14 protein-coding genes are annotated in these 13,961 nt (G+C 67.5%); 6 read left to right on the forward strand and 8 right to left on the reverse strand.

The annotated features are described in order from the left end of the window. The first annotated feature begins 82 nt into the window (after positions 1-82). From ACIPIA_RS02540 to ACIPIA_RS02550, 3 genes are all read left to right on the forward strand, one after another. The gene (locus ACIPIA_RS02540) at positions 83-289 is read left to right on the forward strand and encodes a hypothetical protein (protein ID WP_400506362.1); all 207 of its coding nucleotides are present in this window, start codon (positions 83-85) and stop codon (positions 287-289) included. 71 nt (positions 290-360) lie between these two features. Beyond that, the gene (locus ACIPIA_RS02545; RefSeq protein WP_400506364.1) at positions 361-2,091 is read left to right on the forward strand and encodes a carbamoyltransferase family protein; all 1,731 of its coding nucleotides are present in this window, start codon (positions 361-363) and stop codon (positions 2,089-2,091) included. A gap of 109 nt (positions 2,092-2,200) precedes the next feature. Further along, positions 2,201-2,449, forward strand: a complete 249-nt coding sequence (locus ACIPIA_RS02550) for a DUF1272 domain-containing protein (RefSeq protein ID WP_400506366.1) — start codon at positions 2,201-2,203, stop codon at positions 2,447-2,449. A 44-nt stretch (positions 2,450-2,493) separates the two neighbouring features. Here the strand turns inward: ACIPIA_RS02550 and grxD are convergent, their stop codons facing one another. The 6 genes from grxD to galU all read right to left on the reverse strand — a co-directional run bounded on the left by grxD (position 2,494) and on the right by galU (position 7,801). Beyond that, the gene (grxD, locus tag ACIPIA_RS02555) at positions 2,494-2,829 is read right to left on the reverse strand and encodes a Grx4 family monothiol glutaredoxin (protein WP_055731032.1); all 336 of its coding nucleotides are present in this window, start codon (positions 2,827-2,829) and stop codon (positions 2,494-2,496) included. A gap of 46 nt (positions 2,830-2,875) precedes the next feature. Then, entirely contained in the window at positions 2,876-3,112 is a 237-nt protein-coding gene (locus ACIPIA_RS02560; RefSeq protein WP_061970071.1) for a BolA family protein, read from the reverse strand. Between the two features lie 12 nt (positions 3,113-3,124). Then, positions 3,125-5,335, reverse strand: a complete 2,211-nt coding sequence (gene purL / locus ACIPIA_RS02565; protein WP_400506369.1) for a phosphoribosylformylglycinamidine synthase subunit PurL — start codon at positions 5,333-5,335, stop codon at positions 3,125-3,127. A 93-nt stretch (positions 5,336-5,428) separates the two neighbouring features. Further along, positions 5,429-5,866: an acyl-CoA thioesterase gene (locus ACIPIA_RS02570; RefSeq protein ID WP_400506370.1), complete on the reverse strand. Its 438-nt coding sequence runs from the start codon at positions 5,864-5,866 to the stop codon at positions 5,429-5,431. After that, positions 5,863-6,750 carry a methyltransferase domain-containing protein gene (locus ACIPIA_RS02575; protein ID WP_400506372.1) on the reverse strand — a complete coding sequence of 296 codons (888 nt, stop codon included), beginning with the start codon at positions 6,748-6,750 and terminating at the stop codon, positions 5,863-5,865. The genes ACIPIA_RS02570 and ACIPIA_RS02575 overlap by 4 nt, the downstream gene beginning before the upstream one ends. A gap of 172 nt (positions 6,751-6,922) precedes the next feature. Further along, positions 6,923-7,801 carry a UTP--glucose-1-phosphate uridylyltransferase GalU gene (gene galU / locus ACIPIA_RS02580; protein ID WP_400506374.1) on the reverse strand — a complete coding sequence of 293 codons (879 nt, stop codon included), beginning with the start codon at positions 7,799-7,801 and terminating at the stop codon, positions 6,923-6,925. Positions 7,802-7,972: 171 nt separating this feature from the next. Here galU and galE point away from each other — a divergent pair, with 171 nt between their 5' ends. Further along, positions 7,973-8,965, forward strand: a complete 993-nt coding sequence (gene galE, locus ACIPIA_RS02585; RefSeq protein WP_400506376.1) for a UDP-glucose 4-epimerase GalE — start codon at positions 7,973-7,975, stop codon at positions 8,963-8,965. 31 nt (positions 8,966-8,996) lie between these two features. Here the strand turns inward: galE and rnk are convergent, their stop codons facing one another. Beyond that, a complete protein-coding gene (rnk, locus tag ACIPIA_RS02590; RefSeq protein WP_400506378.1) occupies positions 8,997-9,407 on the reverse strand; it encodes a nucleoside diphosphate kinase regulator in 411 nt (136 codons plus the stop codon). Between the two features lie 338 nt (positions 9,408-9,745). Between rnk and ACIPIA_RS02595 the strand changes: the two genes are divergently transcribed. Both ACIPIA_RS02595 and ACIPIA_RS02600 read left to right on the forward strand, forming a co-directional pair. Beyond that, the gene (locus ACIPIA_RS02595) at positions 9,746-10,978 is read left to right on the forward strand and encodes a lytic murein transglycosylase (protein ID WP_400506380.1); all 1,233 of its coding nucleotides are present in this window, start codon (positions 9,746-9,748) and stop codon (positions 10,976-10,978) included. A 59-nt stretch (positions 10,979-11,037) separates the two neighbouring features. After that, positions 11,038-12,234 carry an SGNH/GDSL hydrolase family protein gene (locus tag ACIPIA_RS02600; protein ID WP_400506382.1) on the forward strand — a complete coding sequence of 399 codons (1,197 nt, stop codon included), beginning with the start codon at positions 11,038-11,040 and terminating at the stop codon, positions 12,232-12,234. Positions 12,235-12,272: 38 nt separating this feature from the next. Here the strand turns inward: ACIPIA_RS02600 and ACIPIA_RS02605 are convergent, their stop codons facing one another. Continuing rightward, positions 12,273-13,787 carry an ATP-binding cassette domain-containing protein gene (locus ACIPIA_RS02605; RefSeq protein ID WP_400506384.1) on the reverse strand — a complete coding sequence of 505 codons (1,515 nt, stop codon included), beginning with the start codon at positions 13,785-13,787 and terminating at the stop codon, positions 12,273-12,275. Between the last annotated feature and the right edge of the window lie 174 nt (positions 13,788-13,961).

Below are 13,961 nucleotides of genomic sequence, written 5' to 3' on the forward strand. Positions count from 1 at the left end.
CTTCTGGAGACTGCGTTCAAGGGCAAGAAGCCGGAGATCTCGCGCTTCAAGGGCCTCCGCCGAGATCAGGGAACGCAGGCGCGTGCCCTTCGCCGGGCAGGACGGCGTGCTGCTTTCGGGCTCCTTCAAGCACCCCAACGGCAGCGACAAGGGCTTTGCCCAATATCTTGCCATCGGCCCCGGCGGGCGCTTCGTCCGCCTCATCGCCATGGCCGACGAGGCGGAGCTGCCGAAGCTGCAGCCGGCGATCGAACAGACCGCGGCGAGCGTCGCCTTCACGGCGCAATAGCGGCGCCGCGCCGATCCGCATCCCAGTCTTCGATTTGGCGTCGCCGCCGCGGAAGGGCTATTGCCTTCATCATGAGCTATACGATCGGCCTCGCCACCACCTTCCATGACCCCGCCATCGCGATCATCGGCCCGGCTGGCGAAGTGCTCTTCGCGGAGGCCACCGAACGCTATCTGCAGAACAAGCGCGCGCCGAACTGCGAGCCGGATTCGGTGCCTCGCATGGAAGCCTTGCTGAAGCGCTACATCCCGAAGGACGCCGAGGTCACCATCGCGACCAGCTGGGGCGAGGATTTCACCGGCTTCCTCGACCAGATGGCCCGTGCCGGCTCGTTCACGCTCGACGCACTGCTCAAGCTCTCGCCCGACCTCAATCGTTCGCTCGTGCCGGAACGCACCGAGCGCGCCTTGATCGCCTCGCTCCACCATGCGCAGCAGCGCGCCGGCATGGGCGTGCTGCTCGGCCTCGACCGCGCTCACGGCAAGGCCAATGTCACCGGCCTGAAACGCTACGGCCACCATCTCAGCCACGCGGCCTACGCCTGCTGGTCCTCGCCCTTCGAGAATGCCGCCTGCCTCGTCGTCGACGGCATGGGCGAGACCGGCGCCTCGGCCATCTTCGCGCTGGAGAACGGCCGGATCCGCGAGGTGAAACGCCATCGCGGGCGGGAATCGATCGGCTTCTATTTCGGGCTCGTCACCGACCTCGCCGGCTTCGACCAGGCCAAGGGCGAGGAATGGAAGATCATGGGGCTCGCGCCCTACGGCAACGCCGATCCGGAGCTGATGGCGCTGCTGCGCAGGCTCTACACGATCGACGGCCACAAGCTGACCTTCGCCAAGGCCGATATCGTGCAGGCGGTGGCCGCCGAAATACTGGCGAAACGCCCGGCCGACGCGCTCGATCAGGGCTGGGCCGACCTCGCCCGCTGCGGGCAGGACGTCTTCGCCGAGATGATGGAGGCCCTGCTCGGCGAGACCGCCGCGCTGGTGCCGAGCGAGAGCCTCGTCCTGGCCGGCGGCTGCGCGCTGAACTCCTCCTTCAACGGCCGGATCGCCGGCCGCCACGGCTTCAGATCCGTCTTCGTACCCTCGGCCCCGGCCGATGACGGCAATGCGATCGGCGCCGCGTGGCTCGCCCATGCCGAAGCCAATCCGCGCTGGGCCGCGCCGAAGGGCCCGCTGACGCCCTATCTGGGCTCGACCGTCTCGACCGAGCCGTTCGAGCGCATGCAGCGCTGGGAAAAGCGCCTGCGCAGGCTCGGCCCCGACGAGATCGCGCCGGCCACCGCCAGGCTCCTGACCGAAGGCAAGCTGATCGGCTGGGTGCAGGGCCGCGCCGAATTCGGCCCGCGTGCGCTCGGCAACCGCTCGATCATCGCCGATCCGCGCCCGGCCGACGCCAAGGACATCCTCAACGCCAAGGTGAAGTACCGCGAGGCCTTCCGCCCTTTCGCACCCTCGATCCTGGCCGACCACGCCGCCGACTGGTTCGAGGACTATCAGGACGCTCCCTATATGGAGCGCACGCTGGTCTGGAAGGAGAAGATGCGCGGCCGCGTCCCCGCCGTGGTCCATGAGGACGCGACCGGCCGCCTCCAGAGCGTCACGGCGGAACGCAACCCGCGCTACCACGCGCTGATCTCGGCCTTCCACGCGCTCACGGGGGTGCCGGTGATCCTCAACACCTCCTTCAACATCATGGGCAAGCCGATCCTGCACACGGCTGAGGATGCGATCCTGATGTTCTACACCAGCGGGCTGGACGCGCTGGTGATCGACGACTGGCTGCTGGTGAAATAGCGGGGGGACGAGCGATCGATCGACCGCGTTGATCGGTCGGATCACGCGAAATCGCTGGTCTCAGGCCGGCTTGCGGTCATTCTCCCGCCCCATCGGAAGGAGACCAGCCATGCTGCAATTGCGCCCGAACTGCGAATGCTGCGACCGCGATCTGCCGCCGCAATCGCGCGACGCGCTGATCTGCACCTTCGAGTGCACGTTCTGCGCCGACTGTACCGAGACGCGTTTCGCCGGCACCTGCCCGAACTGTGGCGGGGACCTCGTGCGCAGGCCGATCAGGCCGGAGCGGATGCTGGAGAAATACCCGGCCTCGGCAGAGCGCGTCCGCAAGCCGCACGCGCAATGCACGGCGGCCTGAGGAGCCCGGTCAGATCGAGACGCTGATCGGGAGTACGGCGAGCCTCAGCTCGCCTGCTTCACCGCGATGCCCTTCTCTTCGAAGAGCGCCTGCAGTTCGCCGGCCTGGAACATCTCGCGGGTGATGTCGCAGCCGCCGATGAACTCGCCCTTGACGTAGAGCTGCGGGATCGTCGGCCAGTTCGAATAGGCCTTGATGCCCTCGCGGATCTCCTGGTCCTCGAGCACGTTCACGCCCTTGTAGGGCACGCCGATATAGCCGAGGATCTGCGCGACCTGGCCGGAGAAGCCGCACATCGGGAACTGCGGCGTGCCCTTCATGAAGAGCACCACGTCGTTGTTCTTCACTTCCGCTTCGATGCGGGCGTTGACGTCGGACATCGTCTGTCTCCTGAAGCGGGTTCAAGGCCCGCCGGATGGTTTCGTTCTAATCTTGGGGAACGCTGGTCGTCAGCGCAAGGGCGTGCAGCACGCCGCCCATATTCCCCTGGAGCGCGGCATAGACCATCTGGTGCTGCTGCACCCGCGTCTTGCCCTTGAAGGCGGCCGAGACGACGGTCGCGGCATAGTGGTCGCCGTCACCGGCCAGATCCTTGATCTCGATCGCCGCGTCCGGCAGCGCCGCCTTGATCATGCGCTCGATCTCGTGCGCGTCCATCGCCATGGGTCGAACTCCTCAGGCCGCCTTGCCGGCCATATAGGACGGCAGCCAGTCTTCATGGATCTTGCGGAGATCGGCGACAGCCAGAGCCTGCTCGCCCGGCAGGACGAGCGAGCTGCCGCCGGTGCGGCCGATGGCGAACGCCGGCACGCCGGCCGCCTTCGCGGCGGCGACCACGGCATCGGCCTCGGCCGCCGCAACCGCCAGGACATAGCGCGCCTGATCCTCGCCGAAGAGCACGGCATGGGCGGGGCCTGCCGGCAGCGTCTCGATCGTCGCGCCGATGCCCCTGGCCATCGCCATCTCCGCGAGCGCCACGGCCAGGCCGCCATCCGACAGGTCGTGGCAGGTCGAGACCTTGCCACCCGCGATCAGGCCGCGCACGAACTCGCCGTTGCGGCGCTCGATCGCAAGGTCGACCGGCGGCGGGGCGCCCTCCTCGCGGCCGCAGACGGTCGCGAGATAGGCGCTCTGGCCGAGCCAGCCGGCGGTCTCGCCGATCAGGATGATGGCCTCGCCCTCGGCCTTGAAGGCGACGGTGGCATGCTTCGTCACATCGGCCATGACGCCGACGCCGCCGATGGTCGGCGTCGGCAGGATCGAGATGCCGTTGGTCTCGTTGTAGAGCGAGACGTTGCCGGAGACGACCGGGAAGTCGAGCGCCTTGCAGGCCTCGCCGATGCCTTTGATGCAGCCGACGAACTGGCCCATGACTTCCGGCTTCTCGGGATTGCCGAAGTTCAGGTTGTCGGTGATCGCGAGCGGCGTCGCACCGGTCGCCGTCAGGTTGCGCCAGGCTTCGGCCACGGCCTGCTTGCCGCCCTCGAACGGATCGGCCTCGCAATAGCGCGGGGTGACGTCGGCCGTCATGGCCAGGCCCTTCGGCCCGTCCTCGATGCGGATCACGCCGGCGTCGCCGCCGGGCGTCACCGCCGAATTGCCGAGGATCAGCGTGTCGTACTGCTCCCAGATCCAGCGCTTGGACGAGAGGTCCGGCGAGCCGACCAGCTTCTTCAGCGCCTCGGCATTGCCGCAGGGCGGCGCCACGCTCTCGGCGGCGATGCGCTGCTGCGGCGCGGTCTCGATCCAAGGCCGGTCATATTCGGGAGCCTCGTCGCCGAGCTCCTTGATCGGCAGGTCGGCCATGACCTCGCCCTTGTGCTTGATGACGAAGCGCAGCGTATCGGTGGTGTAGCCGATGACGGCGAAATCCAGGCCCCACTTCCTGAAGATCGCCTCGGCGGCGTCCTCATGGCCCGGCTTGATCACCATGAGCATGCGCTCCTGGCTCTCCGAGAGCATCATCTCGTAGGCGCTCATGCCCTCTTCGCGGCAGGGCACCTTGTCGAGGTCGAGCTCGACGCCGAGGTCGCCCTTGGCGCCCATCTCGACGGCCGAGCAGGTGAGGCCGGCAGCCCCCATGTCCTGGATCGCGTCGACATGGCCGGCGGCCATGATCTCGAGGCAGGCTTCGAGCAGCAGCTTCTCGGCGAAGGGGTCGCCGACCTGCACTGTCGGGCGCTTCTCCTCCGACTTGTCGTCGAATTCGGCCGAGGCCATCGTCGCGCCGTGGATGCCGTCGCGGCCGGTCTTGGAACCGAGATAGACGATCGCCTTACCGACGCCGGAGGCCTTGGCGTAGAAGATCTCGTCGGCCTTGGCGATGCCGACCGCCATGGCGTTGACCAGGATGTTCCCGTCATAGCGCGTGTGGAAGCCGGTCGCGCCGCCGACATTCGGCACGCCGAAGGAATTGCCGTAGCCGCCGATGCCGGCAACGACGCCGGAGACGAGATGGCGGGTCTTCGGATGCTCCGGATCACCGAAGCGCAGCGCGTCGAGCACCGCGATCGGGCGCGCGCCCATCGTGAAGACGTCGCGCAGGATGCCGCCGACGCCCGTCGTCGCGCCCTGATAGGGCTCGATGAAGGACGGATGGTTATGGCTCTCCATCTTGAAGACGATGGCGGTGCCGTCACCGATATCGATCACGCCGGCATTCTCGCCCGGGCCCTGGATCACCCAGGGCGCCTTGGTCGGCAGCGTCTTCAGATGGATCTTCGACGACTTGTAGGAGCAGTGCTCGTTCCACATCGCCGAGACGATGCCGAGCTCCGTGATCGTCGGCTCGCGGCCGATCAGGTGCAGGAAGCGCTGATATTCGTCAGGCTTCAGGCCGTGCTCTGCGACGAGCTGCGGGGTGATCTTGGTGTCGTTCGGAATCACGGGCTCAGGGTTCCTGGCGGTCCGGCGAAGGGGTTGGCTGGGGCATAACCTGCCTCGGCCCGCAGTACAACATTCCCGGTGCAGGCCGCGCTTTCAGCTCTGGATGGAAGCCATCGCCGCCCGGAGCGGGGCCGGAATGGGAACGGGCTTCTGCCCGACGCGCTCGACATAGACATGGGTGAAGCGGCCCTGCGCCGCCACCTGCTCGCCGCCCTGCCGGAAGATGCCGATGCGATAGGTGACGGAGCTGTTGCCGAGCCGCTCGACCGCGATACCCGCCTCGACAGTCTCCGGAAAGGCGACGCTTTCGAAATAGGTGCAGCCGGTCTCGACCACGAGCCCGACGATCGCGCTCGTCGCCGGATCGAGAAAGCCGCCCTCGACGAGCCAGGCATTCACCGCCGTATCGAACCAGCCGTAATAAACGGCGTTGTTGACATGGCCGAAGACGTCATTGTCGTGCCAGCGCGTCGGAATGGCGCGGAAGACGCGGAAATCGGTGCGGGCAAGACGGGGCTGACGCTCGCTCACCCCTCGCCTCCCGGCTTCTCGCCGGTCTTGATTTCCGGCACGCCCAGCGCATCGGCCAGCCTGGCCTTGGCGGAGCCGGGCCTCAGCGGCTTCTGCTGGCTCTCGTGCGGAGCCCAGCCCGAAAGCCAGACGAACTCGAAGGTCGCCGGCAGGCGCCCGTCCGCATCGGCGAAACGCTCGGCATAGACCGCCGCCGCGCGCAGCAGCGCTTCACGCCGCAGCGGCGTACGGCGCCGGGCGATCAGGTTGTTGGCCCAGCCCATCGCCCTCAGATCGCGCAGCAGACCGAACGCATCGCGATAGCGCACCGTGACGATCTCGCTGTCGATGACGGGCAACGCGAAGCCGGCGCGCTGCAGCAGCCCGCCGAGATCGCGCAGGTCGGCGAAGGGCGCAACCCGCGGGCTGACGCCGCCCATCGTCTCGCTCTCGGCTTCGAGCAGGGCCTGCCGCAACTCCTGCAAGCTGCGGCCCCCGAGCAGACAGCCCATGAACAACCCGTCGGGCCTGAGCGCCCGCTTGATCTGCACGAGCGCGCCCGGAAGGTCGTTGACACCCTGCAACGCCAGCAGGGAAACCGCGAGATCGAGCGAGCCGGCGGCGAAAGGCAGGCGTTCGAGATCGCCGACAATGTCGGCAGGCGCCCCTTGGGCCTCCGCCATCCGCAGCAGCCGCCCCGCCTTGCCGGCGAGGACGGGAGCCACGACGGGCAGCGGCGTGCCGAGATCCGCCGCGACCGCGAACTCCCGCAGCACGGCGCCGAGTCGCTCCTGCAGATCGCCCGCCGCGCGTTGAAGCAGGAAATCCGGATAGTCCTGTGCGAGCGCGCGCTTCAGCCGCGAACGGCCGAGCGCACGATCGAAAATGAGGCTGTGGTCACTCAACCCTGCACCTTCTGCAAAGACGAAGCCCTCATCCCGAGGAACAGCCGCGAGGTTGCGTCTCGCTGGATGCTCGAGCTCGTTCCCGAGCCGTCCGAAACGTCCTTCGAGACGCCATTCCTATTCGGATTGGTTCCTCGGGACGAGGGCTGAGTTGAGTGGATCGCAGCCGCCTTCAGCGATCGAGCAGCTTCTCGATCTCGGCGCGCAGCTGCGGACCGAGATCGCCGCGATCGAGCGCATAGGCGACATTCGCGGTGAGGAAGCCGATCTTCGAGCCGGTATCGTAGATCTCGCCGTCGAAGCGCACGGCGTGGAACGCTTCCTGCCGCGACAGCGCGATCATCGAATCGGTGAGCTGGATCTCGCCGCCCGCACCCTTTTCCTGGTTCGCGAGCAGGTTGAAGATCGTCGGCTGCAGGATGTAGCGGCCCGTGATGTGCAGGTTCGACGGGGCCGTGCCCTTCGGCGGCTTCTCGACCATGCCGGTGATCTTCGAGACCTTCGCCTTGGCATCCTCAACGCCGACGATGCCGTACTGATGCGTCTGGTCCTCCGGCACCGGCGCGACGGCGATATGGTTGCCGCCATGCCGGTCGTAGGCCTCGATCATCTCGGCCAGGCAGCCCTTGCCGGAGCTGTAGTGCAGCATGTCCGGCAGCAGCAGCGCGAAAGGCTCGTCGCCGACGATCTCACGCGCGCACCAGACCGCATGTCCGAGGCCGAGCGGGGCCTGCTGTCGGGTGAAGCTGGTCGCGCCGGCGGCCGGCAGATCGGCCTTCAGAGCCTCGAGCTCCTTCACCTTGTTGCGCTTGGCGAGCGTGTCGTCGAGCTCGTAGGCCATGTCGAAATGGTCCTCGATCACCGCCTTGTTGCGGCCGGTGACGAAGATGAAATGCTCGATGCCGGCGGCGCGCGCCTCATCCACGACATGTTGCACGACCGGCCGGTCGACGATGGTGAGCATCTCCTTCGGGATCGCCTTGGTGGCGGGCAGGAAGCGGGTACCGAGACCAGCGACCGGAAGTACGGCCTTGCGGATGCGTTTCGTCATGCAAAATCCCTTGGGCGCGGGAGCCTTTGCCGAAGCGAGGCAGTGATAGGAAAGGCCGTATAACCGTCATGGTTTTCCGGCCATCTTGGCTCATTAGCTGACAGGCCTTGAGAACCCGTCAACGGTTTTTCGATAGGTCCGGTTCCTGACGAAGATGAGGCGAGAGGGACGATGGCGGTATTGGTTTCCGGCGGCGCCGGCTACATCGGCAGCCACATGGTGTTGGAATTGCTCGACCGCGGCGAGAAGGTCGTGGTGCTCGACAATCTCTCCACCGGCTTCTGGTGGGCGATTCCCCCCGAAGCGATCTTCGTCCAGGGCGACATCGGCAATCAGGAGCTCGTCGAGGGCCTGATCGGCGAATATGAGATAACCGAGATCGCGCATTTCGCCGCCAGGATCGTCGTTCCGGAATCCGTGTCCGATCCTCTGGGCTACTATTTCAACAATACCGTGAAGACGCGCGGGCTGATCGAAAGCGCCGCGCGCAAGGGCGTGAAGCACGTCATCTTCTCCTCCACAGCCGCGGTCTACGGCGAACCTCCGGTCTCGCCGGTGCCGGAGGAGATCGCGCTCAACCCGATCAACCCCTATGGCCGCTCCAAGCTGATGAGCGAATGGATGCTGCAGGACGCGGCGAAGGCGCACGGCTTCACCTATGTCGCCCTGCGCTATTTCAACGTCGCCGGCGCCGACCCGAAGGGCCGCTCGGGCCAGTCCTCGCCGACCGCGACCCATCTGATCAAGGTCGCGAGCCAGGCCGCGCTCGGCCAGCGCGACGGTCTCACCGTGTTCGGCACCGACTATCCGACGCCGGACGGCACCTGCGTGCGCGACTATATCCACGTCACCGATCTCGCCCGCGCCCATCTCGCCGCGCTGGACCATCTGCGTGCCGGCAAGGAAAGCCTGACGCTGAACTGCGGCTACGGCCGCGGCTATTCGGTGAAGGACGTGGTCGAGGTCGTGAAGAAGGTCTCGGGGGTCGATTTCCCCGTGACGCTGGCCGATCGGCGCGCCGGCGATCCGGCATCGCTGATCGCCAGAGCCGACCGCATCCGCACCGAGCTCGGCTGGCGGCCGGAGCATGACGACCTCGAGCAGATCGTCGGCCAGGCCCTTGCCTGGGAGGAGAAGCTCAGGACGCGGAACGCCTCGGCCTGAGCTGCAACATTCGGAAACGGGCGCCGCCCCGTCAGGAGGCGGCGCCTTCCTCGGCCGGCTCGCGGATTTCGAGCACGGTCAGGCGCTTCACATCGCCGGAGCGCGTCGTCCAGTCGATCGAGCGATCGGCCGCCATGCCGATCAGCGCGACGCCGATCGGCGTCATCACCGAGACGCGGTTCTTCTCGATATCGGCATCCTGCGGCCAGACCAGCGTGACGGTGGTCTCCCGCTTGGTGCTCTCGTCGCGATAGACGATCTGGCTGCCGATGCGGGCATGATCGACCGAGACGCGGCCCTCCGGCAGGATGCGGGCGCGGTCGAGCTCGTGGGTCAGCTCGGCGGCAAGCTCCGGCATGGTGTTGGCGGCGCCGGCCGCGATGCGGCTCAGCATGGCATGGTCCGTGGCCGTGACGGTGATAGCCGGACGCTTGGCGGTCATGGGATCAGGTCTTTCATCGAAAAAGCGAGCACCCGCCGACGGATCACGACCGCACGGCATCAAGGGGCGAACTCGCAGGGAAACGGAAGTAGGGGAGCGCCCCCGAGCCGGAGGCGCCAAGCGCGACAGACCCGGGGCTAGAAGCCCGCGATAAGGTTGCCCGAGCGGTGCAGACCGCGGCGGAAAGGGGAGGCGCTATACATCGAACGAGAATCGACCAATCGCCCGGGCTTGTCAAATTGACGCGGTAGCGCCACCGCGGCCGCCGGTTTAACCTGCGATTAATCTTGTTCAGGCGCTGTGATGGTGTTTCCATCCAGCATCCGCAGGGAGTGTCCATGCGCCTGTCCGTCATCGCAGCTTCGGCCCTGATCAGCCTGGCTCCTGCGCTGGCGCAGACGACCGGCTCGATCAACGTCTCCGGCGCGCACGCCCGCAATGCGCAGGCGACGCCGGCGAGCGCTTCCTTCGACATCTTCCTGCAGCGGCTCTGGCCGCAGGCACAGGCACGCGGCATTTCCCGTGCGACCTTCGACCTCGCCTTCCGCGGCGTGACGCCGGACGCCTCGATCGTCGCATTGACGAAGAAGCAGGCCGAGTTCAGCGCTCCGATCTGGGGCTATCTCGAAAACGCCGTCGGCGGAGCGCGCATCCAGCGCGGCCGCGACGCCGCCGCCGAGAACGCGACCGTCCTCGCCCAGGTCGAGGCGCGCTACGGCGTGCCGAAGGAAGTCGTCCTCGGCGTCTGGGGCATGGAGACCAATTACGGCTCGTTCAAGGGCGGCAAGGACGTCATCCGCTCGCTCGCCACCCTCGCCTCGATCCGCTATCGCGGCGACTTCTTCCGCGACGAGCTGCTCACCGCGCTCGAGCTGATCGAGAAGGGCTATGTCGAGCGCAGCGAGCTGCGCGGCTCCTGGGCCGGCGCCATGGGCCATACCCAGTTCATGCCGTCGAGCTACATGAAATACGCGGTCGACTGGACCGGCAACGGCCATGCCGACATCTGGAACTCGTCGAGCGACGCCATCGCCTCCACCGCCAACTATCTCAAGGGCTATGGCTGGGTACCCGGCCTGCCCTGGGGCATGGAGGTGACGCTGCCTGATGGATTCGACCACCGCCTGAACAAGGCGAGCTTCTCCAGCTTCGCTTCGGCAGGCGTGCGCCGCGCCGATGGCGGACGATTGCCATCGTCCGGCGAGGGCCGCCTGTTCTATCCCGCAGGACATAGCGGCCCGGTGATGCTGCTGACCGCCAATTTCGACGTCATCAAGAAGTACAACTCCTCCGACGCCTACGCGCTCGCCGTCGGCCATCTCGGCGACCGCATCATGGGCCGCGCGGCGATTCAGGGCGAATGGCCGGTCAAGGCCGCCCGGCTCGACATGGCCGCGACGAAGGATCTCCAGCACCGGCTCAAGGCGCTCGGCTTCTACAATCACGATGCCGACGGGCGCATCGGCACCGGCACGCGCGAGGCCGTGCGCCAGTACCAGATCAGCGCCGGCGAGATCCCGGACGGCTATCCGACGCCGGCCCTGCTGTCGCGGATGCGCGGCAAGCGCTGACTTCCGGGCTGCTGCGCCGTATAGTGCCGGTCACAGGGGCCGCTGGATCGGAAGTCCCGATGCGTCTGCGTTCGCTCGTCCTGGTTCTCACCGCCGCCTGCCTGCTCCTGATCACGGGCGGGCCGGTTTCCCTTGCCCAGCAGCAGCAGCGCAGCCTGTTCCAGATGTTCTGGCAGATGCCCGCCACGCCCCAGCGCGCTGCCCCGCAACCGCGCCAGCGTCCGGCCCCCGTCGTCCGCCGCCGCGAGGCCCCCGTCGTCGTCCGTGACGATCCGGTCATTCCCAAGGTCGATGTCGCCCATCACATCGTGGTGATGGGGGACTCGCTCGCGAACCTCCTCGCCAGCGGCCTCGACGATGCGCTCAACAACCGCCCCGATGTCGAGGTGGTCCACAAGTCCAAGCCGGATTCGGGGCTCGTCCGTACCGACTTCTACGACTGGCCGAAGGCGGCCTCCGACCTCCTGGCCGGCGACCAGAAGGTCAGCATCGGCGTCATGCTGATCGGCCTCAATGACCGCCAGCCGATCCGCGAGGGCGAGGCCGTCCACGATCCCCTGAGCCCGCGCTGGCTCGAGCTCTACCGGGACCGCATCGACGCCGTCGCCAACGCCTTCGCCGCCCGGCGCGTCCCGCTGATCTGGGTCGGCGCGCCGCCGGTGCAGAACGGCCGCCTCTCCGCTGATTTCGTCTCCTTCAACGAACTGTATCGCCAGCGCGTGGAGAAGGCTGGCGGCCAGTATGTCGATCTCTGGGGCGGCTTCGTCGACGCCGAGAACCGCTATGCGGCGACCGGCCCCGACGTCTCCGGCCAGCCGACGCGGCTGCGCCTCGGCGACGGCATTCACTTCACCGCTGCCGGCGCCCGCAAGGCCGCGCATTTCGTCGACCTCGTCATCCGCCGCATCATCGAATCCGCCCCCCAGAGCAGTGTCATCGCCCTGCCCGCCCCGGCCGAAACAGGCGCACAGCCGGAGACGGAGGTGCCGGCAGGCAATGTCGAGCGCCTGATCGACCAGATGGTCGCCGGCGTGCCGACCATCGGCCTGCCCGCTGCCCTGCAGGCCCGCCCGCTCGCCGGGCCGATTCAGCCGCTCACCGGCCAGGCCGCGCTCTCGGAGCAGCCGCTGCTGGCCTCGATCACCGAGGCGCGCGGCCGCGGTGACGCTGCCATGCAGCTCGAGCGCGTCTTCGGCCTGGGCATAGCGCCCGATCCGGTTCGCGGGCGGCTGGACGATTACCGCTGGCCGCGCTGAGCGTCGCGGCGGCTGCCGCGACGACGACCGCGCGCCCCTCATCCGGCCATAAGGCTGTCGAACACGGGGTCGGGATCGTCGACCTCCATCAGTTTTTTGCCGGTGATCACCCAGACCCTCGTCGCCACGGCACGCACGAAGGCGCGGTCATGGCTGACGAGCAGGCAAGCCGCATTATGCTCGATGAGCTCGCGCTCCAGCATATCCTGCCCCTCGATGTCGAGATGATTGGTCGGCTCGTCCAGCAGGTAGAAATTCGGCTGGGCCAGGCGCAGCAGCAACAGCGCGAGCCGCGCCCTCTGCCCACCTGACAGCCGCCCGAGTGGCGCGCCTTGCGCCTCGCTGGCGATTCCCGCCCCGGCCAGCAGCGTGCGTGCCAGCTGGTCACCGACATCGCTTGCGCCTTTGACCGCCGCCCAGGGCGTCGGCCAGGCGTCGAGCTGCGACAGCGCCTGGTCGGAATAGCCGGGCTTCAGGCTCGCGGCCGACCGGATATCCGGATCCGCCCCGGCAAAGGCTGCCCGCAGCCGTGTCACGAAGCGCGACTTGCCGCTGCCATTGGCACCGAGCAGGGCGATGCGGTCGCCATTCTCGATCCAGAGCTGCCCGGTGCGGAAGAGCAGGCGTCCATCCGGCGTGATGACCTGCAAGTCCTTGATCGCCACCAGCGCCTTGGCGTGCGTCCCGCTATTCGTCAGCTTGATCGCCCCGGCCGAACGCTCCTTGTGCGCCGGCCGCGCACCGTCCTCCAGCCTGTCGGCCCTTTCGGACAACTGCTTGGTCTTGACCACCAGCAGGTCGGAACCGGAATTGATGCCGATGTTCTTGAGTTTGGCCGCCTGCTGGCGCAGCGCCCGGACCTTGCGCATGTCGTTTTCGAACTGGCGGCCCTTCGCGGCATCCCGCTCCTCCAGCGCCTGCAGCGCCCGCGAATAGGGCAAGCTGAAATCGACGCTCTCCGAGGGACGCAGGAACAGCGTGCGCGTGCTGACATCGTCGAGGAAGGCACGATCATGGCTCGCGGCGACGACCGCGCAATCGCGCGGGAGCGCGGCAAGGAAGCGCTCGAGCACGCCGATCCGCTCGAGGTCGAGATGGTTGGTCGGCTCGTCCAGCAGCAGCAGATCGGGCTCGACCACCGCGGCCCGTGCCAGCAGCATCGCCCGCTGCCACCCGCCCGACAGGCTGCCGACGGCGCGGCCCCGCAGCCCCTCGTCGACCATGAGGTCGTCGAGCAGCACGTCGACGCGCCAGCTCTCGGTCTCGGCCGCCTCGGCATCGAGCGCGTCACGCACCGCCTCGTAGAAATTCAGCGGCAGCAGCCGCTCCGGCGGGTCCTGAGGCGCGAAGGCCGTGACGAGGCCGCGGGCGCGCGTGAGCGTGCCGTCCGTCGCTCCCTCCTGGTCGGCCAGGATGCGCAGAAGGGAGGATTTGCCGCGTCCATTGGCGGCGACGAGCCCGAGGCGGTCGCCCTTGGCGATGGCGAGGGAGAGCCCGGCAAACAGCGGTGCAGCGCGGACGAGCGAAAGGTCTTTGATAGCGATCAGGGACATCTGGATCTCATGGAGTCAGGCAGGCACGAGCGAGCGCGCCGAAAAGGGCTGACGATGAGACGACGATGCGGCCCCGGTCAGCCCCGCGAGGTGAAGCGCGGGGCGGAAACAGGTCCTCGGGTGCGGAAATGGAAGCCCTGGCAGAGCGCCAGCTTCCCCCTCTGTTTCGATTTC

The organism is Allobosea sp. CER48, from assembly GCF_044752385.1.
Lineage (GTDB): Bacteria > Pseudomonadota > Alphaproteobacteria > Rhizobiales > Beijerinckiaceae > Allobosea.

Bases quoted from the DNA above. Each gene is read 5' to 3' on its own strand.
- ACIPIA_RS02545 (WP_400506364.1), top strand. From the start codon at position 361: ATGAGCTATACGATCGGCCTCGCCACCACCTTCCATGACCCCGCCATC.
- ACIPIA_RS02595 (WP_400506380.1), top strand. From the start codon at position 9,746: ATGCGCCTGTCCGTCATCGCAGCTTCGGCCCTGATCAGCCTGGCTCCT.
- galE (WP_400506376.1), top strand. From the start codon at position 7,973: ATGGCGGTATTGGTTTCCGGCGGCGCCGGCTACATCGGCAGCCACATG.
- grxD (WP_055731032.1), bottom strand. From the start codon at position 2,829: ATGTCCGACGTCAACGCCCGCATCGAAGCGGAAGTGAAGAACAACGAC.
- ACIPIA_RS02600 (WP_400506382.1), top strand. From the start codon at position 11,038: ATGCGTCTGCGTTCGCTCGTCCTGGTTCTCACCGCCGCCTGCCTGCTC.
- ACIPIA_RS02550 (WP_400506366.1), top strand. From the start codon at position 2,201: ATGCTGCAATTGCGCCCGAACTGCGAATGCTGCGACCGCGATCTGCCG.
- rnk (WP_400506378.1), bottom strand. From the start codon at position 9,407: ATGACCGCCAAGCGTCCGGCTATCACCGTCACGGCCACGGACCATGCC.
- galU (WP_400506374.1), bottom strand. From the start codon at position 7,801: ATGACGAAACGCATCCGCAAGGCCGTACTTCCGGTCGCTGGTCTCGGT.
- ACIPIA_RS02560 (WP_061970071.1), bottom strand. From the start codon at position 3,112: ATGGCGATGGACGCGCACGAGATCGAGCGCATGATCAAGGCGGCGCTG.
- ACIPIA_RS02605 (WP_400506384.1), bottom strand. From the start codon at position 13,787: ATGTCCCTGATCGCTATCAAAGACCTTTCGCTCGTCCGCGCTGCACCG.